22 protein-coding genes are annotated in these 26428 nt (G+C 62.4%); 10 read left to right on the top strand and 12 right to left on the bottom strand.

All coding sequences use genetic code 11. The features are described 5' to 3' along the window. Positions 1-74: 74 nt before the first annotated feature. A complete protein-coding gene (locus NE591_RS03635) occupies positions 75-905 on the top strand; it encodes an amino acid ABC transporter permease (protein WP_197745961.1) in 831 nt (276 codons plus the stop codon). Positions 906-1012: 107 nt separating this feature from the next. Beyond that, positions 1013-1747 carry an amino acid ABC transporter ATP-binding protein gene (locus NE591_RS03630; RefSeq protein WP_173111053.1) on the top strand — a complete coding sequence of 245 codons (735 nt, stop codon included), beginning with the start codon at positions 1013-1015 and terminating at the stop codon, positions 1745-1747. A gap of 9 nt (positions 1748-1756) precedes the next feature. Here NE591_RS03630 and NE591_RS03625 read toward each other — a convergent pair whose 3' ends face one another. The 5 genes from NE591_RS03625 to NE591_RS03605 form a co-directional block, all read right to left on the bottom strand. Beyond that, positions 1757-2362 carry an AAA family ATPase gene (locus NE591_RS03625; protein ID WP_173111056.1) on the bottom strand — a complete coding sequence of 202 codons (606 nt, stop codon included), beginning with the start codon at positions 2360-2362 and terminating at the stop codon, positions 1757-1759. Continuing rightward, positions 2362-2772 (bottom strand): helix-turn-helix domain-containing protein, encoded by a 411-nt coding sequence (locus NE591_RS03620; protein ID WP_173111060.1) that lies wholly within the window; start codon positions 2770-2772, stop codon positions 2362-2364. Before NE591_RS03620 ends, NE591_RS03625 begins: the two co-directional genes overlap by 1 nt. A gap of 125 nt (positions 2773-2897) precedes the next feature. Next, entirely contained in the window at positions 2898-3581 is a 684-nt protein-coding gene (locus NE591_RS03615) for a PspA/IM30 family protein (RefSeq protein WP_173111063.1), read from the bottom strand. A 49-nt stretch (positions 3582-3630) separates the two neighbouring features. Beyond that, positions 3631-4803, bottom strand: a complete 1173-nt coding sequence (locus NE591_RS03610) for a hypothetical protein (protein WP_173111066.1) — start codon at positions 4801-4803, stop codon at positions 3631-3633. 10 nt (positions 4804-4813) lie between these two features. Further along, the gene (locus NE591_RS03605; RefSeq protein WP_173111070.1) at positions 4814-5284 is read right to left on the bottom strand and encodes a universal stress protein; all 471 of its coding nucleotides are present in this window, start codon (positions 5282-5284) and stop codon (positions 4814-4816) included. A 395-nt stretch (positions 5285-5679) separates the two neighbouring features. Between NE591_RS03605 and NE591_RS03600 the strand changes: the two genes are divergently transcribed. Next, positions 5680-6879 (top strand): Fic family protein, encoded by a 1200-nt coding sequence (locus NE591_RS03600; RefSeq protein WP_173111073.1) that lies wholly within the window; start codon positions 5680-5682, stop codon positions 6877-6879. A 153-nt stretch (positions 6880-7032) separates the two neighbouring features. On the opposite strand, the gene NE591_RS03595 is transcribed toward NE591_RS03600, so the two are convergent. Together NE591_RS03595 and NE591_RS03590 are read right to left on the bottom strand one after the other, a co-directional pair. After that, on the bottom strand, positions 7033-8685 hold the full coding sequence (locus NE591_RS03595) for an AarF/ABC1/UbiB kinase family protein (protein WP_173111076.1): 1653 nt from the start codon (positions 8683-8685) through the stop codon (positions 7033-7035). A gap of 129 nt (positions 8686-8814) precedes the next feature. Beyond that, complete coding sequence (locus tag NE591_RS03590) at positions 8815-10086, bottom strand: ATP-binding protein (protein WP_256156332.1); 1272 nt, start codon at positions 10084-10086, stop codon at positions 8815-8817. A gap of 428 nt (positions 10087-10514) precedes the next feature. On the opposite strand from NE591_RS03590, the gene NE591_RS03585 reads away from it, so the two are divergent. From NE591_RS03585 to nrdG, 7 genes are all read left to right on the top strand, one after another. Then, positions 10515-11384 carry a DUF3662 and FHA domain-containing protein gene (locus tag NE591_RS03585; protein ID WP_114538919.1) on the top strand — a complete coding sequence of 290 codons (870 nt, stop codon included), beginning with the start codon at positions 10515-10517 and terminating at the stop codon, positions 11382-11384. A gap of 36 nt (positions 11385-11420) precedes the next feature. After that, positions 11421-11834, top strand: a complete 414-nt coding sequence (locus NE591_RS03580) for an FHA domain-containing protein (protein ID WP_022741684.1) — start codon at positions 11421-11423, stop codon at positions 11832-11834. Then, positions 11834-13150, top strand: coding sequence for a Stp1/IreP family PP2C-type Ser/Thr phosphatase (locus tag NE591_RS03575; protein WP_198160981.1), 1317 nt, complete (start codon positions 11834-11836; stop codon positions 13148-13150). Before NE591_RS03580 ends, NE591_RS03575 begins: the two co-directional genes overlap by 1 nt. Further along, entirely contained in the window at positions 13147-15930 is a 2784-nt protein-coding gene (locus tag NE591_RS03570; RefSeq protein ID WP_114538918.1) for an FtsW/RodA/SpoVE family cell cycle protein, read from the top strand. The genes NE591_RS03575 and NE591_RS03570 overlap by 4 nt, the downstream gene beginning before the upstream one ends. Positions 15931-16008: 78 nt before the next feature. Then, positions 16009-17943, top strand: coding sequence for a Stk1 family PASTA domain-containing Ser/Thr kinase (gene pknB / locus NE591_RS03565; RefSeq protein ID WP_227069393.1), 1935 nt, complete (start codon positions 16009-16011; stop codon positions 17941-17943). A gap of 72 nt (positions 17944-18015) precedes the next feature. Next, on the top strand, positions 18016-18888 hold the full coding sequence (locus NE591_RS03560) for a mechanosensitive ion channel family protein (protein WP_157011863.1): 873 nt from the start codon (positions 18016-18018) through the stop codon (positions 18886-18888). 378 nt (positions 18889-19266) lie between these two features. Then, positions 19267-19818, top strand: a complete 552-nt coding sequence (gene nrdG, locus NE591_RS03555) for an anaerobic ribonucleoside-triphosphate reductase activating protein (RefSeq protein ID WP_157011928.1) — start codon at positions 19267-19269, stop codon at positions 19816-19818. A 59-nt stretch (positions 19819-19877) separates the two neighbouring features. On the opposite strand, the gene NE591_RS03550 is transcribed toward nrdG, so the two are convergent. From NE591_RS03550 to NE591_RS03530, 5 genes are all read right to left on the bottom strand, one after another. After that, the gene (locus NE591_RS03550; RefSeq protein WP_227069392.1) at positions 19878-20729 is read right to left on the bottom strand and encodes a cell wall metabolism sensor histidine kinase WalK; all 852 of its coding nucleotides are present in this window, start codon (positions 20727-20729) and stop codon (positions 19878-19880) included. Beyond that, positions 20726-21457, bottom strand: coding sequence for a response regulator transcription factor (locus tag NE591_RS03545; protein ID WP_114538915.1), 732 nt, complete (start codon positions 21455-21457; stop codon positions 20726-20728). The genes NE591_RS03550 and NE591_RS03545 overlap by 4 nt, the downstream gene beginning before the upstream one ends. Positions 21458-21643: 186 nt before the next feature. Then, positions 21644-22687, bottom strand: coding sequence for a Na/Pi cotransporter family protein (locus tag NE591_RS03540; protein ID WP_256156331.1), 1044 nt, complete (start codon positions 22685-22687; stop codon positions 21644-21646). A gap of 257 nt (positions 22688-22944) precedes the next feature. Beyond that, positions 22945-24813, bottom strand: a complete 1869-nt coding sequence (locus tag NE591_RS03535) for an FAD-dependent oxidoreductase (RefSeq protein ID WP_198160980.1) — start codon at positions 24811-24813, stop codon at positions 22945-22947. Positions 24814-25023: 210 nt separating this feature from the next. Then, positions 25024-26424: a LuxR C-terminal-related transcriptional regulator gene (locus NE591_RS03530; protein WP_157011859.1), complete on the bottom strand. Its 1401-nt coding sequence runs from the start codon at positions 26422-26424 to the stop codon at positions 25024-25026. Positions 26425-26428 lie beyond the last annotated feature (4 nt).

Below are 26428 nucleotides of genomic sequence, written 5' to 3'. Positions count from 1 at the left end.
CGCAGAAAACCTGAGCGCTCAGCGCAGGCGCTCATCCCGATTCCCGAAGCTTGCGAAGGAGGCGATTAGGGCCGATGCCCGAAACCGCAACAACTGCAACCCCCGATCGCCCGCAGCGTCGGCGCGCAGCGAGCCCCTTCATGGCCCCGACCGGTGCGCCCGTGCGCCCGGCGAAGGCGGCTCTGAACTACCTGGCGGTGTGCGTGGCGGTGATCGCCGTGGTGTGGGCATCGCTGGCCGCAGCGGGCATCTCGCTGAACTTCGATTTCGTGGCTCAGTACCGCGTGCGCATCTGGGACGGCTTCTGCATGACCGTGGGCATTTCAGCGGCATCCCTCGTGCTGAGCCTTGTGCTCGGCGTGCTCGTGGCCGCGGGCCAAGGCGCGCGCTTCCTGCCACTGCGCTACCTGTGCGACTTCTACGTGAAAATCATCCGCGGCACGCCGCTCATCGTGCAGGTGTACTTCTTCTACTACATCATCGGCACAGCCTGGGGCATTGACAACCGCGTGCTCGCCGGCATCATCATCCTGTCGCTGTTCTCCGGCGCCTACATCGCCGAAATCGTGCGCGGCAGCCTGCTGTCGCTGGACGCGGGGCAGATGGAAGCGGCCCGGGCCGTCGGCTTCACCCGCGCCCAAACCTTGCGCTACGTGGTGGCGCCGCAGCTGGTGGCGCGCACGCTGCCGGCACTTACGGGGCAGGTGGCCTCCATTATCAAAGATTCGTCGCTGCTGTCGGTCATCGCCGTCATCGAGCTCACCCAAACCATACGCGAGATCACCGCCACGAACTACAACTTCTTCGGCGGCTTTCTACTGCTCGGCGCGCTGTATTTGGTGCTCACGCTGCCCATCATGGCCGTGAGTCGCCACTTCGAGAAGAGGCTCGACTATGCGCATTAGAACCGACACCGCCGCTCGCCTCTTATCCCATAGATGCTTTCTCGGCACAGCCGCGCACCGCATGTTGAGTGAGAGCACGCGCCCCCTCCCCTTCCCGGAGGTCGACTATGCGCATTAGCTTGGACCACCTGTGCAAATCTTTCGACGGCGTGGAAGTCCTGCGCGACATCACCTTCGACGAAGAGGTGTCGGCGCTCGCCATCATCGGCCCCTCCGGCGGTGGGAAGTCCACCCTGCTGCGCATCATCGGCGGCCTGGAGACACCCACGTCCGGCGCCATGGCGGTGGATGGCTCCCCCGTCTCCCTCGACGAGACTTCCCTGCGTGCCTACCGCGCCACCTTGGGCTTCGTCTTCCAAGACGGTGGCCTGTTCCACCACATGACCGCTTTGGAGAACGTGGCGCTCCCCTTGCAGGTGGTTCATGGCGCGAGCTCCGATGAGGCTGATGACCGCGCTCGCGAACTGCTCGCGCGCCTCGGTTTGGAAGACTCGCTAGCAAAGCGCCCGGCCCAGCTGTCCGGCGGCCAAAAGCAGCGCGTCGCCATCGCCCGCGCCCTCGCAGCCCGTCCGCGCCTCCTTCTGCTGGACGAGCCCACAAGCGCCCTAGACCCAGAGTTCACCACCGAAGTGCTCGACGTCGTGCGCGACCTCGCCGAAGTCGGCACGCGCTTCATCATCGTCACCCACGAGATGGGCTTCGCCCGCCACGCCTGCGACCACGTCGCTTTCCTCTACGGCGGCCGGCTTCTGGAATACGGCGCCGCCGCCCGCCTCTTCGACCACCCCGAAACCCCCGAACTCACCCGCTTCCTCAGCCGCCTTTTGGAATGGAGCATGTGAGGAGGGGGGTTACGCCCTCCACAGCTCGTTGTCGCGCACGGCGTTCATGAACCAGGCTCCGTGTTTAGCCACGTCGCCCACCCATGAGAGAACGCCGGCGCTCCAGCGAGCGAGGGCAACGAACTCGACGGTGTTGTCCAGAATCGTCGCCTCGTCGCATAGGTCGAGAGCGCGCGACAGGTTCCCCAGGGACGCTCGGTAGCGACGTAGCACCGCCCCCTCGTCGATATCATGACCGCCTACGGCCACCCGATGGGCAATGCGGTCGAGGGCCACTGCGGCCGTATCGACGCCGATGTAGTACAGCACCACCCGGTATCCAGCCTCCCGCGCCCGGCTCATATTGCGAAGCACCGCGTGACCCGTCAGCGTCGTTTCCTGGTTGAAGCTGCGCCGGCGAGAAAGGCACTCTTCTATGAGGAGGACCGCCTCACGCCCGGCACGCAGCTGATCGGCGCTGGAGGCCGGATCACCGCCCTGGGCCACGACGATCTCGTCGGAGTTCACACGCGCCATGGTGCGCGGCATGTCCTCCGTGCGCCAAAGACCCGTGCGATAGAACGTCGATTTCCCCGCCCCGTTCACGCCGGCGAAGACCACGTACACGGGCTGCATCAGAACACGCCCTCCTTCACCAGCTCCCGCTGGCGCTGCTGCAGAAAGAAGTCGAACACGGCCATATAGAAGGAAGCCTCTTCCTGGCACCGCGCCGCCTTCATCATCTCAGTTGGGGGGAGGCGCCCAAACGCGTGCCGACATGCGTCGTACAGATCGTGCGCGCAAGCAACGGCTTCTGCGCGAGCCGCGGCCGCCGATCCCTGCGAGTGCTCCCCAAGTGCGTCGGCCACACCCACGCGCGGCCTCCCCGCGCGAGGGGAGGCCATCAGCCTTTGCAGCACGTCCTCTTCCCGAATCATCCACTCGCGGCCGTTCTTCGCTGCAGGAAGACGTCCCTCCTTGATAAGCGCTCGCACCCGGGACGGACTCACCCCTAGCTGTCGAGCACTTTCCCCAACTGACAACATGGCATCCTCCTTCAAACTAATCATTGCGTTAACGCAATGATATCACAAGGAGAAACCATTCTTTTACTCAGGCATCACGGGCACCCGCCGCAGAGGCTGCGCGCCTCCACCTTGCAGGAAACGGCCTACTCCAGGCCCATCTCCTTCTTCAGGCGGGCCAGATCGTCGTCGACGGCGGCTTCGGCGCCAGCGGCAGCGTACTTCTTCGCCAAGTCCTCGGTGGGGTCGGCCGGCTGCTCGGACAGCTCGGCCACGGCATTGGCGCGGTCGAGCATCTCGTCGGCCTTGGCCTCCATGCGGTCAAAGGCACTGCGGGCACCCTCGGCACGGTCGCCGGCAGAGGTCATCTCATTCACCTTGGACTGGGTCTTCGCCACGGCGGCCTTCGCCTTAATAGTGGCCTTCCGCGCGTTCAGCTCCTCGATGTCGGCCACCAGCTTGTCGTGCATCTGGCGCATCTTGTCGGCGTTGGCCTTCGCGCTCTCGTAGGCCACGGTCAGCCCCTCGGCGCGCCCGGCCAGCTCTTGCTTCTTCGCAAGGAACACGCGAGCATCGGCCTCATTGCCAGCGGCGAGCGCCTTGCGGGCCAGTTCCTCGTACTTCTCCGTTTCCTCGCGGTTCTCATCGAGGAGCTTCTTGCAGCGCTTCTCCTCGGCCATAACGCCGGCGGTGGCCTCGCGCACCTCGGCGAGCGACTCGGTCATCTCGCGCAGGTACTGGTCGACCATCTTCTCGGGGTCTTCGGCCTTGTCCAAAAGCTCGTTGATATTCGCCTTCACGATGGAGGTGAAGCGATCGAGGATTCCCATGTCAGTCTCCTATCTGGCCCGAAGGCCGGGTTGAATACCGCAGCGTCGCCTAAGGCCGCGGCTTCATCGGCTGCACCGGCGGCGCGTCCGAAGCGCCTGCCTGCGCGTACTTCTTTTCCAAATCCGCCAGCTCGGCGTCGGCGAGCGACTCCAGCGGCGTGTTCAGAATCTCCTGCATGCGCTCTGCCTCGCGCTGCTGCGCCAGACGGCGGTTGCGCACGATGAGGAACACGACGACGGCCACTATTATCACTGCCGCGCATACCGCGATGATCGGCAGCGGCGAAGGCGTCACCGTCATGACACGGTCGGCCGTGTCGGCAAAGGCGTCGGAGAAGATCTCCTCTTCCGTGAGGCTCATGTCGTCGTAGTTCTGGCTGAGGTAGGCTTTGAAGATGTTGATGGCCTCGTCGTCGAGCACCGAGCCAGTCATCGCGCCGGCCCAGTAGGCGGCGTTGAACCGCCCGTTGCCGTCGTCGCAGAACACGAGCACGAAATGGGCTTGGTCGGTGAACAGCTCGTCGTACTTCTCCTGGGCGATGGACTGCAGCTCCTGGTAGGAGCGCACCGATCCGTTCGGCAGGATGTACACGTAGGGCTGCACGCCCGTTTCCTCGTAGAAGTGGCGCAAGCCGCGTTCGAGCTCGGCCGGGTCGTGGATCCAGTCGCCGTCCTCGTCGGTGAAGTAGCCGGTCTCGTTCACGGATCCAGCAGGAAGGGCCGTGCGCTCCACCGTGGATGCGGGCACATTCGCGCCCGTGCAGCTGCCGCCGCCGAGAGCCACCACCAGCAGCAGCACGAGCAGCACGGCCGCAACGATGACGAACACGGTGCCGCATCCGCTGTTGGAGGACTTGCCCTGAGAGGAGCCGGGTTGCGGGCCATTGCCGCCGGGGCCGTCGCCCGATCCGGGCTGCTGCGGGCCGCTCGGCTGCGGGGACATTTGCGGCGGCACCGAGCCGCCACCGCCACCGCCGCTGCGGCTCGAACCCATCAGGCCGCCGAGGAACCCGCCCCAGAAGCTGCCACCCCCGAAGCCTCCCCCATAGTAGCCGCCGCCGTGATAGCCCCCGCCGAAACCAGAGCCACCATGCCCGGCCGAGCGGCCGCCCGACCCCGAGCCGCCAGAGAATCCGCCGCCGAAGCCGCCGCCGCTACTTCCAAAGCCTCCGCCAAAGCCGCCGCCTCCCGAGAAGCCGCCGCCTCCGCCCGATCGTCCCATGGCCGCAAGCCTATTTCACGATGAGCACGGGCACGTTGGTCTTGTGCAGAACCGAGTAGCACACGCTGCCGAGCATGCCGCGCACGGCGCCAAGGCCGCGGTGGCCCATAACGATGCAGTCGTAGCCGCCCTCGTCGGCGTAAGCGGTGATGGAATCGTGCGGCGAGCCGTTCACCACGGCGATGCCAATGCCCTCGGCGTCGCCCACCAGAGGCGCGATGTTATCGGCAATGGCGTCCATATCGGCCTTGATGGCCTCGTTCTCCACTTCGGAGATCACGTCCATGTCCATGGTGTCGCCCATGACGCCGGACATGCGCGAGGCAATTTTGAACGTCTCGGCGTTGAAGTCGTGCCAGTCGACCACCGACAGCACGGTGATCTGGGCACCGGGCACGCCGGCCGCCAGATCGAGCGCCGCGCCCAGCGCGTTTTTCGCCGGCTCGGACTTGTCGTAGGGGACGAGAATCTTCTTGTACATGGGGGGCCTCCTTACCCTCGCGGCACCACAAGCGACAACGCCCGCGAACTGCAAGCCTATCAGCCGAATGCAGCTTGCGTACTCGAGCATCGCCGGATAATGCTTACCCTGCGGCTCATCCTAATGAGCCACTGCCATTTTACCACGGGCCTTTTCCGTTCCCCCGCCGCCGCCCACCTGTAGACGCGACGTTACGCATCCCTACCGCGGTTCCAACTGCACTCGCCAACTTCAACGGCTATCGGTTAATGCTTTAGCAGCAAAGGACGAAACGGAGGAAGTTGAGTTAATTTCGACTCTCATTTTTAACTCAATTCTCTCTCGCACCTTCCGATTCGGTTAAATTCTGCTAGTATTTCAACTCAATACAGACCGTATCTTCAGAAGAAGGCGCTATGACATATCTCGACCTCCGCAAGGCCTTTCACGACCCCGCGCAAGATGCGGATCAGCTATACGATCGCCGATTCAACGATGAGCGCACCTGGCATCTCAAAACGTCTATCGCCGGTAGTCCCGCCTTTGTCTACATGGCTCCGGAAATCTACGAAGCCCTGCTCGAAGCTGCTCAAATCGACAAAGATATCCTTCGCCTGGAAGCCGCGCTTCCCCAGCGAGCCCTCGATAGCTACCGTGACAGCTGCCTTATCGACGAAATCGTGCTGACCAATGAAATAGAAGGTGTGCACTCAACGCGGCGCGAAATAGGCGAGGTGCTCGAGCGCCTGAAGCAAAATGATCGCCGTGGGCGTTTTTTCGGTATTGTTCAAAAGTATGCTCTCCTCCAGACGCGACCGGACATCGCCCTTCGAACCTGCGCCGATGTGCGTGATGTCTACGACGACCTTGTGCTGGCAGAGGTTCGCATCTCGGATCCCCACAACGTCCCCGATGGCACCTACTTTCGCACTAAAATGATGCATGTGATCAACGAGGCAGGCATCCCCATCCACGACGGAATCGAACCCGAGGCAAGGATCATAGAGGAGATGGATCAGGCTCTTGACGTCCTCAACGACGAGTCACGAGAGCCTCTTCTCCGCATTGCTCTTTTCCACTTCCTTTTTGGTTACATACACCCTTTCTACGATGGCAATGGAAGAACAAATCGCTTCATTAGCAGCTATCTCATCTCCCGCCAATACGAGCCTATCGTGGGATTGGGCATCTCCTACGCCGTAAAGCAGGAGATTGAAAAATACTATAAGGCCTTTTCTCGGTGCGAGCACCCCCTCAATAGAGGCGATATCACGCCTTTTGTCATCGCTTTCTCAGAGATATGCGTGAATGCGATGTGCAATCTTCGCGATGCTCTCACAGAAAAGAAAAGCCAGATGGATATGTATCTCCATCGCTCGGCCGTGCTTGTCCCAGAACCGCTGCGCACCCTTGTCGAATCGCTTATCACCGCCACGCTGTTCACCTTTGACGGCGTAACCGCAAAAGAGCTTTGTGAGGCTGAGCGTCTCTCCCGGCAGACGCTTTATAAGCGTCTGTCCGAGCTGAGAAAACTCGGCCTCTTGCAAGAGGAGAAGATAGGGCGAAAGGTATTCTACAAACTCAACGAGGAGGCCTTCCTTCTGAGAGGATGCTGAAGCGCTCTATCGAGTTAACGCTTTAACAGCAAAGAGTGAAACGGGAGTAATTGAGTTAAATTCGACCCCTGTTTTTAACTCAATGCTCTCTCATTCTTCCGATTCAGTTAAAAAGCGGTGGCTCACGTACTGCCTCGAACCGCGCAACATCACCTACCGCGGCTCCTCGTTGTTCAGAAGGCGATGGCGAGAGACCAGGATATGGAACACCGTGTAGGCGCCCAGCACGAAGGCGCCCACATAGCCGAGCACGCCGAGCAGGGGCACGCCGAGCAGCTGCGGCTGCATGGCCGTGGTGCACAGGATAGACGAGCCCAGAAACAGCCCCGCCGACAGCGTCGCCAGGGAGATGCGCCCCACGGAGGCGTAGGCGGTAGCCAGAATGCGCGAGGACACTTCGATGTCGCCGTTCACCTTGATCTGCCCGCGATCGAGCATCTCCAACGTGTTCGACAGCTGAGTCGGCAACTTCGCCAAGGCCTCGGCCGAGGCGGCGCTCGTCGTGGCAAGATCGATCAGCTGCGTCGCCAGAAACTTCGGGTCGGCCTGCTGGGCGATGACGTGCTTCGACACAATCTCGATGACGCTGATATCGGGCGCCACCTGGGCAATGACCCCCTCGATGGTCACAAACCCGCGAGCGAGCATGGTCACCGACGAGGTCATCATCATGTTCTGGCCGCGCAGCACCTCGATGACCTCGGTGAGCACCGTGCCCACGTTGATCTCCTTCATCTCGGCAGTGCTGTACTCGGCGAGCAGCCGCGAGAGCGCCTCCAGCAGCGCCCCATGGTCCACCGGCCCCAGCACATGCACAAGGCCCATCACCGCTTCCTTCAGCAGATAGGCGTTGTCGGTGGCCACCGCCGTGAACACCTTCCCGACGAGCATTCGCTCCGACACCGTCAGCGTGCCCACCATGCCCAGATCGATCCACACCACGTTCCCATCGCGTATGAGAATGTTGCCCGGATGTGGGTCGGCGTGGAAGAACCCGTCGTCGAGCACCTGGGTCACGTAGCTTTGGCACACGCGGCGCGCGAGCGCGTTCACGTCGATACCCTGCTGGCGCAGCTCTTCGGTGTGGGAGATTTCGGTTCCCTGGACGAACTCCATGACGAGCACCGACTCGCAGGAATATTGCGGATAGGCCACCGGGGACGTGACCCCTTCCTCGTCGGCCAGCTCGTCGTGGAAGCGCATGAGGTTGTGCAGCTCGGAGGTGAAATTCACCTCGCTGGCCGTCGTACGCTCGATTTCCTCGACGAAGCCCTCGAGCGACAGCAAGATGCTGCGATGGGAATTGGAAGCGAACTCGCCCAAGGCCAGCAGGTGCTTCATGAGCATGATGTCCTCGGCCATAGACTCAGCCACGCCCGGGCGGCGCACCTTCACGGCCACCGTCGTGCCGTCGAGCAGCGTCGCCTTGTGCACCTGAGCGATGGAGGCCGCGCCCAAAGGCACCGGGTCGATGGAGGCGAACACCTCGTGCCACGACTTCCCGTACGCGCGGTCAATCTGCTCGATCACCACGTCGAAGGGCATCGGGTTTGCATCGTCGCGCAGTTTCTCGAAGGCATCGCAGTAAGCCTTGGGCAGAAGGTCGGAGCGGTTCGAGGCCAGCTGGCCGATCTTCACGTAGGTGGGGCCAAGGGCCTGCAGCACCTCCACCGCCTGGGCGGGAGTCAGCCCATGCAGCACCTTGTACTGGCGCATGATGCGCACGATTTCGTTCATGCGCGCATGAGAGGTCTTGTCCTTGAGGGAAATCTCGGCGACTTTCATGAACTCTTCGAACGTGGCCATGGGCGTTCCTCCTTTCTGGAAAGCCCATGGTACCGTGCGAAACGAAGAGCGATCTCCTCATCAATTCACCTGGCATCAAGCTGTTGTTTCAACCGCTTTGCCTGCAATAGAGAAGCAGGTAGAAAACCGTCACGCGCCTAATACCGCCAAAGGAACGACGAACACGCCGTCTTCCCGATAGTAGCTATAGTCGCCAACCGCAGTAAGCACCATGAGGAACGACGGCGATCCCGTGGTCGAAACATCTATCTTGTTGCGCAGACTCAAGAGGCTCTTCGCCCCTTCGTCGACAAGCGATTCTCCACCCAGCTTCACTTCCACCAATCCATAGGCTCCGTTATGCAAATGGATGACTGCATCTGCCTCTAAGCCAGAACGATCTCGATAGTGATACACCTCGCCTCCTAGCGCATCGGCATATACGCGCAGATCACGTAAGCACATCGTCTCGAACAAAAGGCCAAATGTGTTCAGATCGGCCATAAGGTCTCCCGGACCAAGCGCCAAAGCAGCTGCGGCAATAGAGGGATCAACGAAGTGTCTCGTAGGAGCAGTCCGGACAGCTGTTTTCGAACGCAAATTAGGATTCCAAGCAAGGAGATCCTCTAGAACAAGAATTTGTTCCAGCGCACGAATGTAGTCGCGCACCGTACTTTCACTTGCCTGCACTCCCTGCGCATTTACATCGGCCAGCATTTCGGTAACTTTCCCTTGCGATGCTGAAAAGCGCGCGTAAGAACGCAGCAATGCACGAGCCACACGAGGATTGCGCTCTTTTTCGTCCACGCGGGACACGTCTGAGTTTATCACGCCGTCCAGGTAATCGGGCGCTTGCAGCAGCGCCGATTCATCGTCCAGACCCACGGCGCGAGGCCATCCCCCTCGGCAAAGTAAAAAGGCCATGTGTTCCAAGCTGCACTCAGATCGCGCAATGGGAACCTGCTCTCCAGCGAACAAAGCGCTCAGAGATACCGCACCTGTTGAATCTCCCGACTCGTAAAGACTCATGGGACGCATTTTCATACGAGCGATGCGCCCAGTACCGGTATGGCTCATTTTCTTAGGATCAGGGGGAACCGCCGAACCCGTCAGAATGAACTGTCCGAACTCTTCTCTATGGTCAACTTTGAACCGAACTGCGTCCCACAGTTGCGGAGCAAGCTGCCACTCGTCGATGAGACGCGGCGTGGCGCCCCTCAGCAATTCAAGAGGAGCGATCTCCGCAAGGCGAATGTTCTGCGCCTTGGTGCTCGGGTCCTGCAGGTATATCGCACTCTCAGCAAGCCTCTCGCATGTAGTGGTCTTGCCGCACCACTTAGCCCCCTCGACCAGAACGGCGCCTTTCGCTCTTACACGTTTTTTAAGCAATGGGTCGTATATTCTAGGTAGATACTCACGCATTCTTGACCCCAATTCACTCCTTATCGAAGGATAACTTGAACAGGTATTTTATCAGTTTTGGTAAGTTTACGTTACTACTTTTGGTAAATTCCTGTTACTAGTTTTGGTAAATTCCTGTTACTAGTTTTGGCAATCGGTCAAGCAGGTCAAGCACAAGGTCCCGGCGAAGGAATTTCGGGGGTGCGCGCGGTACCAAACCCTGTCGTTTTGCCCAAACTCTGGCGCGTTATTTCCGCGGTCGGGCCATCCTGCAAGGCCAATCGAACAAAATTGTCACTGTGGCAATTAAGTAAAATGGTTGGTCGATGAGGTGCGTGCATAGGTTTTATGGCAAAATAAGCTGCTGTGCTACTGAACGCTGCACCGAAAGCGCAGCGCAACCACGCAAGAAGAACGCAGCTTAAACACGCAAGAACAAGGAGAAGCACATGGGACTCCTCTCAAAATTCGAAGGCAAGATGGAAGACACCGTGGAAGGCGCCGCCGATCGCATGGGCGCAGCGCCCCTGTCTCCCGTGCAGATTGCCAAGAAGGCCGAGAAGCAGATGCGCCGCGAGAAGATGGTCGGCGCAGGCAAGCAGTACGCTCCCACGCTTTATACCGTGCTCGTCAACGCCGACGATGACCGCCGCCTTCTGGGCTACTACCCCACCCTGGCTGGCGAAACCGAAACCTACCTTTCCGCCAAAGCCGCCGAGCAGGGCCTCGTCATGGACGGGCAGCCCCTCGTGCGCTTCATCGTCGACGACGATTTGCGCCACGGCAAGTTCGACGTCATTGCCGAAATGGTGGCCTCCCCCTTGGTTGAGCAGCTGCGCCAAGAAGAGTACGCCCGCTACGGCATCCGCCCCGGCGGCGGTCCGGCCCGCGCGGCCGCCCCGCAAGCTGGCTACGGCTACCAGCAGCCGGCACCCACCCCGGCGCCGGCCCCCGCACCCGCCGGCGGCTACGACTACCAAGCCGCGCCCGTCGACGAGTACGTGGAAGACGACTACTACGAGGACGACGAGCCCCGCCAAGCTTATATCTATGACATCACCAACGACCGCGCCTTCACGCTGCCCGGCCAGGCCGAGACCATCGGGCGCGAGTCGAAGAACGACATCGTCATCCCCGACATCAACGTCTCCCGTGTGCACGCGGAAATCCGCCAGGACGAGTCCGGCGCCTGGATTCTCACCGACCTCGGTTCCACCAACGGCACCTTCGTCAACGGCCGCCAGATCAAATCCACCGCGCTGCATGACGCCGACCGCATCATCGTAGGTACCACCAACCTCGAGTTTCAGCTCATCTAGCCCGCCCGCACCTCAGCGAGCCAAAGGAGGCTATCGGTGATCGATCTCGTTCTGCTCATCGCGCGCCTGTTGTTCGTGGCGCTGCTCTATCTGTTTCTGTTCGCCATCATGCGCACCGGCATCGGCATGGTCAAAGGCTCCCGCAAGAAGGAGCGCGGCTGGACGGTGTCGGTGGAGCGCGGCCCCAAAGAGCTGCGCGGCGTCTCCATCGCCGTGCACGGGCCTGTCATCGTGGGCCGCTCGCCGGGCGCCGACATCGTCATCGGCGCCGGCTACGTGTCCGGCCGCCACGCCCGTTTCCAGCTGATGGGCCAGAACCTCTTCGTGGAAGATCTGGGCTCGAAGAACGGCACGGCCGTGAACGGGCGCCCCGTCCATGATCCGGTGGCCCTGCGCAACAAGGATCTCGTCACCATCGGCGACGTCGACATCCGCGTGAGGAACCAATAATGGCCCGGGCAAAGCGCAAGAAGAGCGGCGCAACTTTCGGCAGTCGCACCGACGTCGGCTGCGTGCGCGAGCACAACGAGGACTCGCTGGCCGTTGCCCCGCCACTGTACGTGGTGTGCGACGGCATGGGCGGCCACGCCGCGGGGGAAGTGGCCTCGGAAATCGCCGTGGACGTCATCTGCGACCGCGCGCCGGCGCACCCCGATGCCTCGGCTTTGGGACAGGCCGTGGAAGAGGCGAACCTCGCCATCATCCGCGCCGCCCGCGAGGGCGTCGGCCGCGCCGGCATGGGCTGCACCTGCACCGCCGCTATGCTGGAGAAGGACAAGCTCGTCATCGCCCAGGTGGGCGACTCGCGCGCCTACCTTTTGCATAAGGGGCAGATGCAGCAGCTCACCCGCGACCACTCGCTTGTGGCCGACCTTATTGAGGCCGGGCAAATTACTGAGGCCGAGGCCCGCGTTCATCCCCAGCGCTCGGTCATCACCCGCGCCTTGGGCAGCGACCCGCGCACCCAGCCGGACTTGTTCGAGCTGACCGCGGAAGCCGGCGACCGTCTGCTTCTGTGCTCCGACGGGCTTTCCACGATGTTGGAAGATGACCAGATTGCCAAGATCCTCGCCAGCCACAGCGAGCCCCAGCGCTGCGCGGCCCAGCTGGTGAACGAGGCCGTGGGCCGGGGCGGCTACGACAACGTCACTGTCATCGTCGTGGACGTGACGGGCCTGGCCGAGCAGCACCGCCGCAAGCTGACGCGCAAGAGCCGCGCGACGGCTATCATGCTGGCGCTTTTGCTGGTGGCCATCATCGCCGGTTGCGCCTATGGGTTCAACTACCTGGCGTCCAACGCCGCCTATTTGGTGGCCCAGGATGGGAAGGTCGCCGTGTACCAGGGCGTTCCCGGCGACATTTTCGGATTCTCGTTCAATCACCTCGACCGCGTGACCGACGTGGCTCTGGACGACTTGCAGCCGGGCACTGCCAACCGCCTGCGCGAGGAGGGCATCAAGGTGGATTCCCTGGAAGCCGCCAACAGCCTCGTCGCGGAATACGAGAAGGAGATCGCCGACCGGAAGGCCGCCGAAGAGGAAGCGGCCCGGGCAGCAGCCGAGGCCAACCAGCCTGAGGAACCCGCGAAGGGTACGGAAGGTGCTGGCGGCGGCGCGGCCGGTGGCGAGCAGGGTGGCACGGACTCGCAAGACACTGAACCCCCGGCCGGTGCCGGCTCCGGCACGACCGGCAAGGGCACGGGCAACCCCGACGCTGGCGCAAGCGGCAGCACGGCCGGGAGCACCTCGGGAGGAACCAACCGATGACCCGGCGCAACATAGAGCTGATGCTTCTGCTCATCGCCTCGCCCATCGTCATCGTGCTTTTTGCCATGATGGTGGTCACCGGCGGGCAGGAGCTCTCCTTCAACACCCTGGGCGTGCCCCTCGGCATCTTCGCCGCATTCCTTGTGGCCCACATTGCCGTGCGCTTGCTCGCCCCGGCGGCCGACCCGGCCATCCTGCCTATCTCGTTCGCGCTGTCGGGCGTCGGCATCGCCTTCGTCACCCGTATTGTGCCTGATTTGGCCGTGAATCAGCTGCTGTGGCTGTTCATCGGCATCGCGGCCATGATCGCCACGCTCGCCGTCGTGCGCAACCTGGACAAGCTCGCCAATTACAAGTACACGCTCATGATCGTGGGCATTCTGCTGCTGCTTTCCCCCATGTTGCCGGTCATCGGCTACGAATCCGGCGGCGGCCAGCTGTGGCTGCGCTTCGGCAGCTTCAGCTTCCAGCCCGGCGAGCTGGCGAAGATTCTCATCGTGTTCTTCATCGCCGCCTACCTGGCCGCCAACCGCGAGATGCTCTCGGTGTTCACGTGGAAGGTGGGGCCGCTGTGGCTGCCGAGCCTCGCCACCCTTCTGCCCCTCATCGTCATGTGGGCGCTCGCCTTCATCGTCGTCGTGCTGGAGAAAGACCTCGGCCTCGCCTTGGTGCTGTTTTCCGTGTTCGTCATCATGCTGTATGTGGCCACGGGGAAGAAGCTCTACCTGGTGGTGTCCATTGGGCTTGCGGCCATTGCGGCCGTGGCCCTTTACGGCATGATGGGCCACGTGCAGACCCGCGTCGCCATTTGGCAGGACCCCTTCGCCGAGGCCCAGGGCGGCGGCTTCCAGCTGGTGCAGAGCTTGTATTCCATCGCCGACGGCGACCTGTTCGGCACCGGTATCGGCCGGGGCATGGGCGGTCAGCCCGTAGCCGAGGGCGGCATCCCCGTCGCCGAGAGCGACTTCATCTTCCCGGTCATCGCCGAGGAGACGGGCCTGCTCGGCGCGGCCGGTGTGCTGCTGCTGTATTTGTGCTTCGCCATCCGCGGCATCGTCACAGCGGCCCGGGCGAAATCCGACGTCAGCTCGTTCACCGCCGTGGGCCTCACCTCCATCATCGTGCTGCAGGCCTTCATCATCGTCGGCGGCGTCACGCGCCTCATCCCGCTGACCGGCATCACGCTGCCCTTCATCAGCCAGGGCGGCTCGTCGCTCATCGCCAGCTTCATCATCGTCGGCTGCCTGCTGCGCTGCGGAGACGAGGGCACCGGCGTGAATTCCGAAATGCGCCAGACCGGGGCCATCGGCGCCCACGGATCGGACGCAGTGCTGGGACGCGTGGCCTTGGGCAAGCGGCTCACCGGCACCATGATCGTTTTCTCGGTGCTCTTCGCGGTACTGGTGGCGAACCTCACCTACCTCATGGTCATCAAGGCGCCGGAGTACCAGAGCATGCCGTCGAACAACCACACCATCGCCAAGGAAGCGCGCATGGAACGGGGCACCATCTCTACCGCCGACGGCACGGTGCTCGCTACCTCGGTACGCCAGGAGGACGGCTCCTATAAGCGCGAGTATCCGGCTGGCGAGCTGGCGGCGCACATCGTGGGCTACACTTCCCAGCGCTTCGGCACCGCCGGCATCGAGGCCGCCTACAACGACACCCTGCGCGGCGAGCAGAACTTCGCTAGCTTCACCGACGTAGTGAACTCGCTCGCGGGCATCCAGACCAAGGGCAACGACGTCGTGCTTTCCATCGATTCCCGCATTCAGCAGGCGGCCCAGGACGCCCTGGCCGGGCAGGTGGGCGCCGTGGTGGCCTTGAACCCCGAGACCGGCGCCGTGTACGCCCTGGCCTCCTCCCCCACCTTCGACGCCGCCAATTACGAGGAGCTGCTCACGGCGGCTGCGGACGGCGGCAGCGACTCCTCCGAGCTGTTCAACCGCGCCACCCAGGCGCTGTACGCGCCAGGCTCCACCTTCAAGATGGTGACCCTGGCCGCCGCGCTGCAGAACCACATCGCCACGGCGGACACGGTGTACGACTCCCCCGGCGAGATGGACATCGGCAACGCGCCGGTGACCAACGTGAAGAAACGCTCCTACGGCAAGATCACCCTGGAGCAGGCCCTGTGGTACTCGTCGAACACGGTGTTCGGCCAGGTGGGCGTGCAGCTCGGCAGCGATTTGCTCGTGCAGATGGCCACAAGCTTCGGGTTCAACGAGGCTATCCCCTTCGACCTTCCCCTGGCCACGTCCCTCATGCCCGACCCCGAGGAAATGACCACCTGGGAGACGGCCTGGGCCGCCTGCGGCGAGCCGGTGGGCGAGCATGAGAGCCCCGCCGGCCCCCAGGCCACTGTGCTGCAAATGGCGCTGGTGGGTTCCGCCATCGCCAACGAGGGCGCCATCATGCAGCCCTACCTGGTCGACGGCATCTACAACGCCAACGGCGAGCGCAGCTTCTCGCCCATTCCCGTGAAGCTGAAGCAGGCCATGGACGCCGACACCGCCGCCGCTGAGATCGACATCATGAAGGGCGTCGTCACCGAAGGCACCGGCGGCAAGGCGGCACTGGACGACGTGGCCGTGGCCGGCAAGACCGGCACCCACGAGCGCGGCGATGGCAGCGACGACAGCTGGTTCGTGGGAATGGCCCCCGCTGCCGACCCCAAGGTCGTGGTGGCCGTCGTCATCGAGAAGGGCGAATCGGGGGCTGGCGCCAGTGCCGCCCACGACGTTCTGGAAACGGCTCTCGAAGTGACGGGGGCGCTGTAGTACAATGGCAAGACTCACCAGAGTTCGCATACTTAAACCGCAAACGCACTCGTACATGGAACTTTAAGGAGTATCAAGGTGACCGGACAGGGAACAATGACGGGCAAGGTCTTTGGCGGCCGTTACGAGATAAAGGACCGCATCGGCATCGGCGGCATGGCCGAGGTGTACCGCGCCCAGGACAGCACGCTGGGCCGCGTCGTCGCCGTGAAGGTGATGCTGCCGCAATTCGCCGCCGACCCCTCTTTCACCCAGCGCTTCCGCCAGGAGGCCGCCGCTGCCGCGAATCTGCAGAGCCCCTACATCGTGAACGTGTACGACTGGGGCCAGGACGACGAGACCTACTACATCGTCATGGAATTCGTGCGCGGGTCCGACCTGAAGACCGCCATTCAGCAGCGCGGCGCCATCAACCAGCGCAAGGCCGCTGAAATCGGCTCCCAGGTGTGCCAGGCCCTCACCGTGGCCCACAACCAGGACATCATCCACCGCGACATCAAGCCGCAGAACATCATGGTGCAGCCCGACGGCAACGTGAAGGTGATGGATTTCGGCATCGCCCGAGCGAAGAACTCCGTGAACGACAAAACCTCCGCTGTGCTGGGCACCGCCCATTACATCTCGCCGGAGCAGGCCCAGGGCAAGGACCTCACCGCCGCCAGCGACATTTACTCGCTGGGCATCGTGCTGTACGAGGCCACCACGGGCAAGCTGCCCTTCGACGGTCCAGACGCCGTATCAGTGGCCATGCAGCAGGTGAAGGACGAACCGGCGGCCCCCTCTTCCATCAACCCGAACATCGATCCCGACCTTGAGGACATCATCATGGTGGCCCTTTCGAAGGATCCGGCGCGTCGCTTCGCCACGGCTAACGACATGCGCATCGCGCTGATGGACTACCTGGCCGGACGCCCCGTCACCCTGCCGGCTGGCGCGATGAGCTCGTCGTTCACCGAGGCCCAGACCCGCATGATGGGCGCGGTGCCGGGTGCGGTGCCGGGCATGACGAGCACCCAGGTTATGCCGACGGTTGCCGGCGGCACGGCGGCCATGTCGCCGAGCTCCACGGGCAATTTCCAGGCGACGAACTTCCACGATGCCAACACGAAGAAGAGCAAGAAACCCGTCATCATCGCCCTCTGCGCCATTCTGGCCATCGCGCTGGTGGCCGGCATCGCGTTCGCGGTAACGGGCGGCTTCAAGCCGGCGGCCCCTGCCGACGAGCCCATTGAGGTCCCCAGCGTGGTGGGCAACACCGAGCAGGAGGCCACCTTCACGCTGGAGCAGGCCGGCTTCCAGGTGCAGATTACGACCAAGGAAGACGAATCCGTCGACGAGGGCACGGTGCTGCAGCAAGACCCGGCCGGCGGCACCAAGCAGCAGAAGGGGGCGACCATCACCCTCACCATTGCCGTGGGGCCCGATACCGTGGACGCGCCCAACTTCAAGAACATGACCATGGATGATGCACGCCAAGCGGCCGAGGACGCCGGCCTTAAGGTTGTGGAAGCCGAGAGCAAATACTCGGAAGATGTCGCCGAGGGCAAGATCATTTCGCAAAGCCCCGCCGCCGGCGACCCGGTGAAGCCCGGCACCACCATCGAGGTCGTCACCTCCCGCGGAAGCGAGCTGACCACGGTGCCCAACGTCATTGGCATGACCGAGGAGCAGGCCATCGACAAGCTGCAGTCCGAGGGATTCGGCGCCGATGTGAAGGCCCGCGAGTACAGCGACAAGCAGGGCGAGGGCCGCGTCATGAAGCAGGATCCGCTGAACGATAAGGTGAAGCCCGGCGCCACGGTGCAGATCACCATTTCGAAGGGCCCCGAGCCGGAGCCCGAACCGGAACCGGAACCCGCCCAGCCGTCGAACCCCGGCACCACCGATCCGGGCACCACTAACCCTGGCGGCACCACTGATCCGGGCACGGGCGGCGGCAGCGGCAGCGGCGGCACGACCGACCCCGGCAATCAGGGCGGCGACACCGGCACGACCACGCCTTCCGCCAACTAGGATCGGATAACGAAACCGTGAAGACCGGGCGCCTCCTCCTTCGGGATGGAGGCGCCCTTCTATAATGAGGCCATGCCCAATTTGCTCGACATATTCGATAAGTTCATCCACGCCGACTGGTTCAATACCATGCTCGGCGTCGTGATCATCTGCGCAATCACCTTCGTCGTCGCCCGCATCACCGTGGCCTTTATGCGCCGGGTGCTGAACAAGACCTCGCTTCTGCCCTCCAGCTCCATTTTCATCAACTTGGTGCGCATCGTGGTGTGGGTCATCGGCATCTGCTGCGTGCTTTCCATGTGCTTCAACGTGAACATTTCGGCCATGATCACCGGCCTTGGCGTCGTTGGTATCGCGGTGTCCCTCGGCTTTCAAGACACGCTATCGAACCTCATCGGCGGCCTGACCGTCAGCGTGTCGCGCACGGTGGAGCCCGGCGACAACATCCGCATGGGGCCTTCCGGCGTCACCGGCGTCGTGCAGGACGTCACTTGGCGCTACACCTCCATCAAGGACAGCTCGGGCACCATCACCAATATCCCCAACTCGCTTATGACCTCCACGGCTGTCTGCAAGCTATCCCCCTTGAACGAGATTTCCATTCCCCTGGTGGTCACCACCAACAGCGAGCGGCTCACCGCCACGGCCCACCACATTGAGGACGCCGCCGAGAAGGCCATCGCCCGCGTGAGCAAACTGAAGAAGCGGCCCAGCGTGTCGTTCTCATCCATCAGCGACTACGGATTCAAAGGTTCGCTGAGCTTCACTATCGCGGAGGCGTCCAAGGCCTCCTCTGCCACCGATGCCGCCATCCGCGCCGTGGCCCCCTACGTGCACAACCATCTCATTGAAGAGGCCATGGGCGACCTAACCGGGCAGAAACTTACCGACGCCACCGGCTCGCTCGTGCCCGTGAAAGACGAGGAAGGCGCCTCCAGCAACTGAGTTCGCGTAGCGCAGAACTTCATGGCGCTTTTGGGCACAAAAATAGCCCTGCCCCACGCCAGAGGATGAACCCACCTCAAAAGGTGGGTGCTCGCATCGGGTCTCCCGGCTTTCGCATCAACGGATGCGAATCTCCGTTCCAACCGCTTCTAGAGCTCCCTCGTCACAATACGTCGGTCCATCGCAATATATGGCGGGAACAGGACTTACCTCCAGTATACGCAAAACCCGGTGACAGGAAAGTCTTGACATCCACCGCAACATAAGCTGTTGGGCAAACGTTGCCCACCATCGCAGCTTGAAGAAGCGGTCATGCCAACTTTATGACAGAGACGCAGCCGACGGATGCATGGACCGGAGTGCGCTACAATGGCGGCTATGGAAAACGACTTCGAAAACACCACCATCTCGCTGTACGGCACCGTGCCCGACTCCATCGTGGACGGCCCCGGCCTGCGCTACGCCGTGTTCGTCCAAGGGTGCTCGCACCACTGTCCCGGCTGCCACAACCCCGAAAGCCAGCCGGCCGAGGGCGGCACCGAAACGACGCTGGCGGCCCTTCTGGCCGATATTCGCGCCAACGGCCTCGTGCACGACGTGACCCTCTCCGGTGGCGAGCCCTTCGAGCAGCCGGAGGCCTGCGCGGCTCTGGCGGCCGCGCTGAAGCGCGAGGGTTACGGCATCTGGTGCTACACGGGCTACCTCTACGACGATCTTGCGGGGCGGACGGATCCTGCCATCGCCAACTTGCTCGACCATATCGACGTGCTGGTGGACGGCCCCTTCGTGGAATCGCGCAAGTCCCTCGAGCTGAAGTGGTGCGGCTCCTCCAACCAGCGCCTGATCGACGTGCCGGCCACACGACGTGCCGGCTCTGTCGTGGAATGGCAACCCGCCTCGTTCTCGCTGGAAAAACCTTCTAACTGGTAAGGCAAGAGCCTCTAAAGGCTCAGCCTTGCAAGCACTTTTACTATTTCTGGAAATCTTTGTCAGCCGATGGGTAGACGCACCGTAAAGCGAGTACCGACATCTTCCTCGCTTTCCACGAACACCTCGCCGCCGTGGTAGAGGGCGGCGTGTTTGACGATGGCCAAGCCCAGCCCCGTGCCGCCCAGCTCCTTGGAACGGCTCTTCTCCAGGCGGTAGAAGCGCTCGAAGATTTTCTCCAGCTTATCGGCGGGAATACCCGCGCCGGTGTCGTTCACGCGGATGATGCCGATGCGGACTCCCCCCTCGCCGCTCGGCCCTTCGCCGGCGGGGACGTCCTCCTCGCACACCTCCACGAGCACGTGGCCGCCTTCGCGGTTGTAGCGGATGGCGTTTTCCACCAGGTTGTAGATCATCTGCTTGAGCAGGGTCTCGTTGCCCTGGACAGTAACTGGTTCCGCCTTGAGGTGCACCTCCACATCGGCATCGGCGGCCAGCTTGGTCAAACGTCCCACGACGCGTTCGGCCACGGCGCGCAGGTCCACCGCCTCGGCTTCGTCGGCGCCGGGAGCCATCTCGTCAAGACGCGACAAAATGAGCACGTCGTCGATCAACGCGCGCATGGCCTGGGATTCCTCATAAATGAGCTGGGCGAACCGGGGCACATCCTCGGGGGGCACCAGACCGTTGGCCATCAGCTCGGCATAGCCGGAAATCACTTGCAGGGGCGTCTTCATTTCATGGGAGACATTGGCCGTGAACTCGCGGCGCATCTTCTCGGCCCGGGCCAGCTCCTCGTTGCGCGCGAGAGCCGAGGCCGATCGCGCCGGCTTGTCAGCGCCCGGCGTAGGCGCTGACGCAGGTGCCGCAGCCGCCCGAGCATCGCCGCAACGGGACTTATCAGCGGCACTCACGAGGCACTCTTCTTCAATCGATAGCCCACGCCGCGCACGGTGGCGACGGCTTCTTCGGAGCCGGGGGCCGCTTCGGCCAGCTTGCGACGAAGCGTCTTCACGTGCATGTCCACCGTGCGCGTCTCGCCGACGAAGCTTACGCCCCACACCTGCTCGAGCAGCTGCTCGCGGGTGAGCACACGGCCCTTATTCTCCATAAGCGTGCGCAGAAGGTCGAACTCCTTGCGCGTGAGGTTGACTTCACGGCCGTCCGCCATCACCGTACGGGCGGACGGCGACAGCTTGATCGCGCCGACGACCATAAGGTCACTGGGTTCCGCTATCTCTTCTGCGGCGCCTTGGGCCGGACGATTCGCACGGCGCAACAGCGCGTTCACCCGCGAGATGAGTTCCATCATGCCGAAGGGCTTTGCCAGATAGTCATCGGCGCCGGCGTCGAGTCCCACCACTTTGTCGAACTCGGTGCCTTTGGCCGTGAGCATCATGATGGGCATATTCTCCGTCGCCGTATTGCCGCGCAGGGCCTGCAGCAGCACGAGGCCGTCGTCTCCGGGCAGCATGATGTCCAGCAGCACCGCATCGGGCGGCTCGGCCGCACACCGCTCAACGAGACCGTCGCCGTCATGGAACGCACGCACTTCCATGCCCGCCTGATGCAGCGCGTAAGCCGTCAGGTCGCGAATGTGCTCGTCGTCCTCCACGTAATAGATGAGCGGGGCTTTGCTCATGGGGATCCTTTCTGGAACAGGTGCGCGGCCATTGTAGCGCAACAGCCGCGTAGCGCGGAGGTGGGCGGTGAGACGTCAGAGAGCCGTGGGGCGAACCGAACAGCCCACACGGCCTCGGCGCAACCGGAAACCTACGCGAAAGCGACCGACGGCGCGGGGCGGTGTCATCGATCGCGAGGTGCGGGGTTAGGCGGCCGCCGCGTCGGGGGCCAGCGGCGTCTCCAGCGTGTCCGCCAAAGAATCGCGGGGACGGCGCGGCTTCTCGGGGAGAATCGCCATAACGATCTTCACCATCACCGACACAAGCGGCAGCCACAGCACCGTCATGGTCACGTTGAACAGCGTGTGCGCGTTGGCAATCTGCCGGGCGATGACCTCCACTTCGGGGCCGGCCGGCGAGATGGCGGCCACCACCGCGGCGGCAGGGCCGATGAGCCACACGAACAGCAGGCAGCCCGACAGGTTGAAGATGCAGTGGGACAGGGCCACGCGCTTGGCGTCGCGGGACTGGCCGATGGCGGCGAGAAGCGCCGTGATGGTGGTGCCCAAATTGTCGCCGAGCAGGATGGGAATGGCGCCCTCCAGGCCGATGATGCTGGCTCCATCGACGCCCGGCGTGGCGGCGAAGTTCTGCAGCACGGCGATGGTGGCGCTGGAGCTTTGCACCACGAGCGTCATGAGGGTGCCCACCAGAACGCCGAGCACCGGCACGCCCGTCACCTGGGCAATCATGTCGGTGAACACGGGGTTCTCGGCCAAGGGCTTCATGACAGCGCCCATGGTGTCGATGCCGAGGAACAAAAGCCCGAAGCCGAAGACGGCGGTGCCGACGTACTTCATCTGCCCCTGCTTGGCAAGCTGCATGACGAGGAAGCCCACAAGCACGATACCGAGCACGTAATCGGACAGCTTGAAGGCGATGATCTGCGCCGTGATGGTGGTGCCGATGTTCGCGCCCATGATAATGGGAATGGCTTGGCGCAGCCCCATGAGGCCCGCAGCCACAAAACCGATGGTCATGACCGTGGTGGCGCTGGAGCTTTGCAGCACCGCCGTGGCCAGCGCACCGGCCAGAACGCCGAAGAAGGGGTTCTTCGTCACGGCGGCCAGAATGGCGCGCATGCGCTCGCCAGCTGCCTCCTGCAAGTTGTTGCTCATGAGGTTCATGCCGTACAGGAACAGGGCCAAACCGCCGAACAGTCCCAGCCCGATTTGCAGCAGTTCTTCCACCTATGCGTCTCCTTCACGCGGCCCGCTCCTCCGCGGGACAGACATGGCGGCGCACCTCGCGCACGCCGGTTTTCCGTAGGCTGCAGTATGGAGCCCCCATGAGCGCCCCGAGTAAGCCACACGTAAAGGGAAAGTAAAACTTTGCTGATGAAGCACGAGCGGGGCACCGACCTTAATCGGCGCCCCGCTCGGGGGAGGGCTCGTCTACATCCGGCAGCCTTAAGCTTCCAAGGCTGATCGGTCAAGAGAGGGCTCGCCTAGCCTAGAACACCCTTTGCAATAACATCTCCGTACCCCAGAACCTGGAGGCAGGGCTGACCACACACCTCCCCGACGGCAAAAAGACCCGCAATCGGCTGGCCACCGTCGTCGAGCACACGGAAGCGCTCGTCCACCGTAAGACCGTCAACAGTGATAAGCACGGCCCACGTCCCTGGCGAAGCGTAGAAGGGGCCCTCAACGATGGGAGCTGTTTCCTCAAAATATGTCCGTCCGAATTCATCCGGTACGCCAGCGACGCAGGCGGCGTTGTACTCCTCCACAGTCTTCTTTAGGGCACTGGCAGGAATATCGATCTGATCTGCGAGTTCGTCAAGCGTATCTGCTCGATAGGCAAGCCCGTTCTCGAACAGCCCCTCAGCAGGCTCGCCATCGAAGTTCCTTCCATCGGGCATGATGTTGGAGTTCTGATCGCACGCGATGATGTAGCACAACTGGTCGGGCTGATCCATAACGGCAAGAGCCAAGTCGGTGCGTTTCCCCGTCTCATTGACGAAGCGTTTCCCCTCCTTGTTCACCACGAGAGGGTTTCCCGTGTCGCCAATAATGTGGCCGACAATGTGGTACTGGGGATGAGCATAGGGGTTGAGCATCACCTCGCCGCAGCTGACAACAGCCGCACCGACCTCCTCCGCCATATCAAGGCCGTCTCCCGAATGTCCAGCGGGAGCTACCGAGTGAATGCTCTCACCCTCATTGAATCCGTACTGGGGCTGAAGCCGGGCAAGCCATTTCGGGCTATCGGTATAGCCTCCCGTAGCCAGAACGACCGCCTTGCTCGCATGGATCTCGTAAGTGGTTCCGTCGTCGCATTGGCCCCTTACACCCGTGACCTTGCCATCTTCCACCAGAAGCTCTTGCGCTGAAGTGCTGAAGAGGATATCGAGCGCCGGGAATCCCGCACTCTGAATGTATGCCTCGAGAGCGTCGACATAGCCTTCGCCTGCGGGCCTGCCCACAGGGTGAGTCGAACGGGGCCAGGAGAAACCCATGATGCCGAGAAGCGGCTTCTCGAGTTCCACGCCATGCGCAGTCACCCATTCGCACGCGCGGCGCGCCGATTCAGCGTCCAACGTCGTCTCCGCAGCGAGAGGGTTGCCGAAACCGACGGCGCCGAGCACGGCGTAAAACTCGTCGCTGTCGAAGGTCTTGGTGTTTCCCTCCGCATACCACTGCTCGTACTGCTGCTCAACTTGTGAGACTCTTTCCTCGGACACACCCAAATCGCGAGCGCGCTCCATGACCTCGGCGAAAAGCCGTCTCATCGGCTCCGTTGTCTCCTGGCGATACTCAAGCGGCGCCTCGGGGTACTGAAGGCGGCCTCCCGAGACGAGCATACTGCCGCCTATGAACCCGCACTTTTCCATAACGAGCACCTCAGTGCCCGACTCTGCCAGAGCAATGGCCGACGTGAGGCCAGCCGCACCGGCGCCGATGATGGCCACCTCCGTCTCAATTACCTCGACGGCGTCCGATTTTTCGCGCCCCGGGACCTTCTCCAAATCGGAAACGCTGCCGCCAGCTTGCCCGACGCAGTCTCTGACCGCAGAGAGGATGGCCATGCTCGTCAGCGTCGCGCCCGTTACCGCATCCACATCGAGGGACTGAAGCTCGACGATGTCGGATGTTATGGCGGAAATCGCCGTATTGGCGATGCGCTCTGACTCGCAGTGGCCAAGCACCTCTACCGCCTCGATAGCATTCTCCCCAAACGTCACCTCAACGGTCACAAGGCTCTGCTTTCCCTGAGCCTGTGCGGTATACGCCCCGGGGACGTAACTGCTCTTTGCGGACGAGGTGGCCGGCAGGGGGCTGCACCCCGTCACACCCAGGGCGAACATGGTCATTCCCGCTGCTGCACCCAGCTGAATAAACCTACGACGTCCGATCAGTCTTCCCCCATGTGCTTCTTGCATGATGCTCCTCCGATCCTCAGAATGCGGCCGTCCTTTTCGGCCCCGCAGGATCATGCAACCATGACGGAAAGACGGAAGGAATCGGGTGTTTCATGCGAATTTTTCATCCTCGGGCGTTTTACCCGATAAGCTGACCTGGCCTTATTCGTTCACAAGATCGAGAAGCTCTTGTCGGGAATGCACGCTGCACTTCTGGTAGATATGGCTCACATGGGTCGACACCGTGCTTTTCGAGAGAACGAGGTAGTCGCAAATATATGGTTGCGAGCGGCCTGCGGCCAAAAGGAGGAGCACATCGAGCTCCCGAGCCGTCAGCCCATGCTGCTCGGAGATCGCCTTGCAGCGCACGGACATATTCGACGCTGCCGCCCCATCCTCATTGCGCCAATCAGCAGCCACCCGAAGCGCCGGCCGCCCGACGACGACCATGGTCGTAGCAACCAGCAGACACACCAGCACAAGAGAGATGCTTTGAGGCATCGCTTCTTGCTGGGCGAGGTCTGCCAAAACGGCAACAGCGAGTATATTGCCAACTGTCGCCCCTCCGTGAGAAACCGCCAGCAGGACGGCGATCCTGGTGAGACTCGTTCCATAGTCGCGCCTCGCCATTCGAGAGGAATATAAGTAGGTCACGATCCAGATGGTAATGTCCAGAACGCTCGATATCGAACATACCGCCATTGCGGAAGCGGGGCTTTTCCAGAAATTGAGAATCAGTGCCAGTGTGGCCAAAGGGCAAAGCCACCGAAACAAAGCGGCAAAATCGATCTTGAGCGAGAAGAGCACGAACACGACGATGCAGAGCACGCCCGCCAAGGAGCCTATTATCTCGGGAAGGGAACGCTCTCCCGTCATTTCGAATTGCGAGAGAAGACCGTTCCAACTTACCACCAGGTAGAAGACGGCCAGAGGAACGGCTATGCGCGCCAGCTCCTTTACCATCGAATGCGGCCGCGATCCCTCTATGGCGACTGCCTTCTCGCATGCCTGTGCCACCGGCAGCCTCTGAAAGGAAAGGTAGAGGGTCGCCCCCGACGCCAATGGAGCCACAAGCATCGGAATGCCGTTGAGACTTGCCGGCAGCAGAGGGACAACAACGGCATAGGCGAGAACGACAAGCGAGGAAAGGGGCAGCGCAATCTCCGCCTCTTCGATTTTGGCTCGATTGAACACGTCGGCCCACAGAAGAAACATGATGGCCTGACCCATTCCCAGAGCAATTGCTCCCAGCAAAGCCACAGGATCGTCATTCGCCGTGACCCCTGTCGGCCATACAGAGAGCAGAAACCCTACGATGTTGAGAATGATCGACGGAGCCAGCAGCCTTTTCAAACGATCTAGGCGCGGACCGCGGAACACGGCGCCGCACGCGAGAAGCACCAAGATGTTCGCCCCCATCCCCACAAACCAGGCAACGTCGGTGCTGACCGGAAGACCGGCCATCCCATGGAAAAGGCCTGACCCCGCATACTGCGAGAGAATCTGCACATGAGTAAAGCCGATACCGAGAAGCCACCAAGGAGGCATTTTCAATCCTCTCACTATG

It is taken from the genome of Adlercreutzia sp. DFI.6.23 (genome assembly GCF_024462535.1).
Taxonomy (GTDB): Bacteria; Actinomycetota; Coriobacteriia; order Coriobacteriales; family Eggerthellaceae; genus Adlercreutzia; species Adlercreutzia rubneri.
This window is presented reverse-complemented; position numbering and strand designations above follow the sequence as displayed.

Excerpts from the sequence above, each read along its gene's own strand:
- NE591_RS03635 (WP_197745961.1), top strand. The coding sequence starts at position 75 with ATGCCCGAAACCGCAACAACTGCAACCCCCGATCGCCCGCAGCGTCGG.
- NE591_RS03630 (WP_173111053.1), top strand. The coding sequence starts at position 1,013 with ATGCGCATTAGCTTGGACCACCTGTGCAAATCTTTCGACGGCGTGGAA.
- NE591_RS03625 (WP_173111056.1), bottom strand. The coding sequence starts at position 2,362 with ATGCAGCCCGTGTACGTGGTCTTCGCCGGCGTGAACGGGGCGGGGAAA.
- NE591_RS03620 (WP_173111060.1), bottom strand. The coding sequence starts at position 2,772 with ATGTTGTCAGTTGGGGAAAGTGCTCGACAGCTAGGGGTGAGTCCGTCC.
- NE591_RS03615 (WP_173111063.1), bottom strand. The coding sequence starts at position 3,581 with ATGGGAATCCTCGATCGCTTCACCTCCATCGTGAAGGCGAATATCAAC.
- NE591_RS03610 (WP_173111066.1), bottom strand. The coding sequence starts at position 4,803 with ATGGGACGATCGGGCGGAGGCGGCGGCTTCTCGGGAGGCGGCGGCTTT.
- NE591_RS03605 (WP_173111070.1), bottom strand. The coding sequence starts at position 5,284 with ATGTACAAGAAGATTCTCGTCCCCTACGACAAGTCCGAGCCGGCGAAA.
- NE591_RS03600 (WP_173111073.1), top strand. The coding sequence starts at position 5,680 with ATGACATATCTCGACCTCCGCAAGGCCTTTCACGACCCCGCGCAAGAT.
- NE591_RS03595 (WP_173111076.1), bottom strand. The coding sequence starts at position 8,685 with ATGGCCACGTTCGAAGAGTTCATGAAAGTCGCCGAGATTTCCCTCAAG.
- NE591_RS03590 (WP_256156332.1), bottom strand. The coding sequence starts at position 10,086 with ATGCGTGAGTATCTACCTAGAATATACGACCCATTGCTTAAAAAACGT.
- NE591_RS03585 (WP_114538919.1), top strand. The coding sequence starts at position 10,515 with ATGGGACTCCTCTCAAAATTCGAAGGCAAGATGGAAGACACCGTGGAA.
- NE591_RS03575 (WP_198160981.1), top strand. The coding sequence starts at position 11,834 with ATGGCCCGGGCAAAGCGCAAGAAGAGCGGCGCAACTTTCGGCAGTCGC.
- NE591_RS03570 (WP_114538918.1), top strand. The coding sequence starts at position 13,147 with ATGACCCGGCGCAACATAGAGCTGATGCTTCTGCTCATCGCCTCGCCC.
- NE591_RS03560 (WP_157011863.1), top strand. The coding sequence starts at position 18,016 with ATGCCCAATTTGCTCGACATATTCGATAAGTTCATCCACGCCGACTGG.
- nrdG (WP_157011928.1), top strand. The coding sequence starts at position 19,267 with ATGGAAAACGACTTCGAAAACACCACCATCTCGCTGTACGGCACCGTG.
- NE591_RS03545 (WP_114538915.1), bottom strand. The coding sequence starts at position 21,457 with ATGAGCAAAGCCCCGCTCATCTATTACGTGGAGGACGACGAGCACATT.
- NE591_RS03535 (WP_198160980.1), bottom strand. The coding sequence starts at position 24,813 with ATGACCATGTTCGCCCTGGGTGTGACGGGGTGCAGCCCCCTGCCGGCC.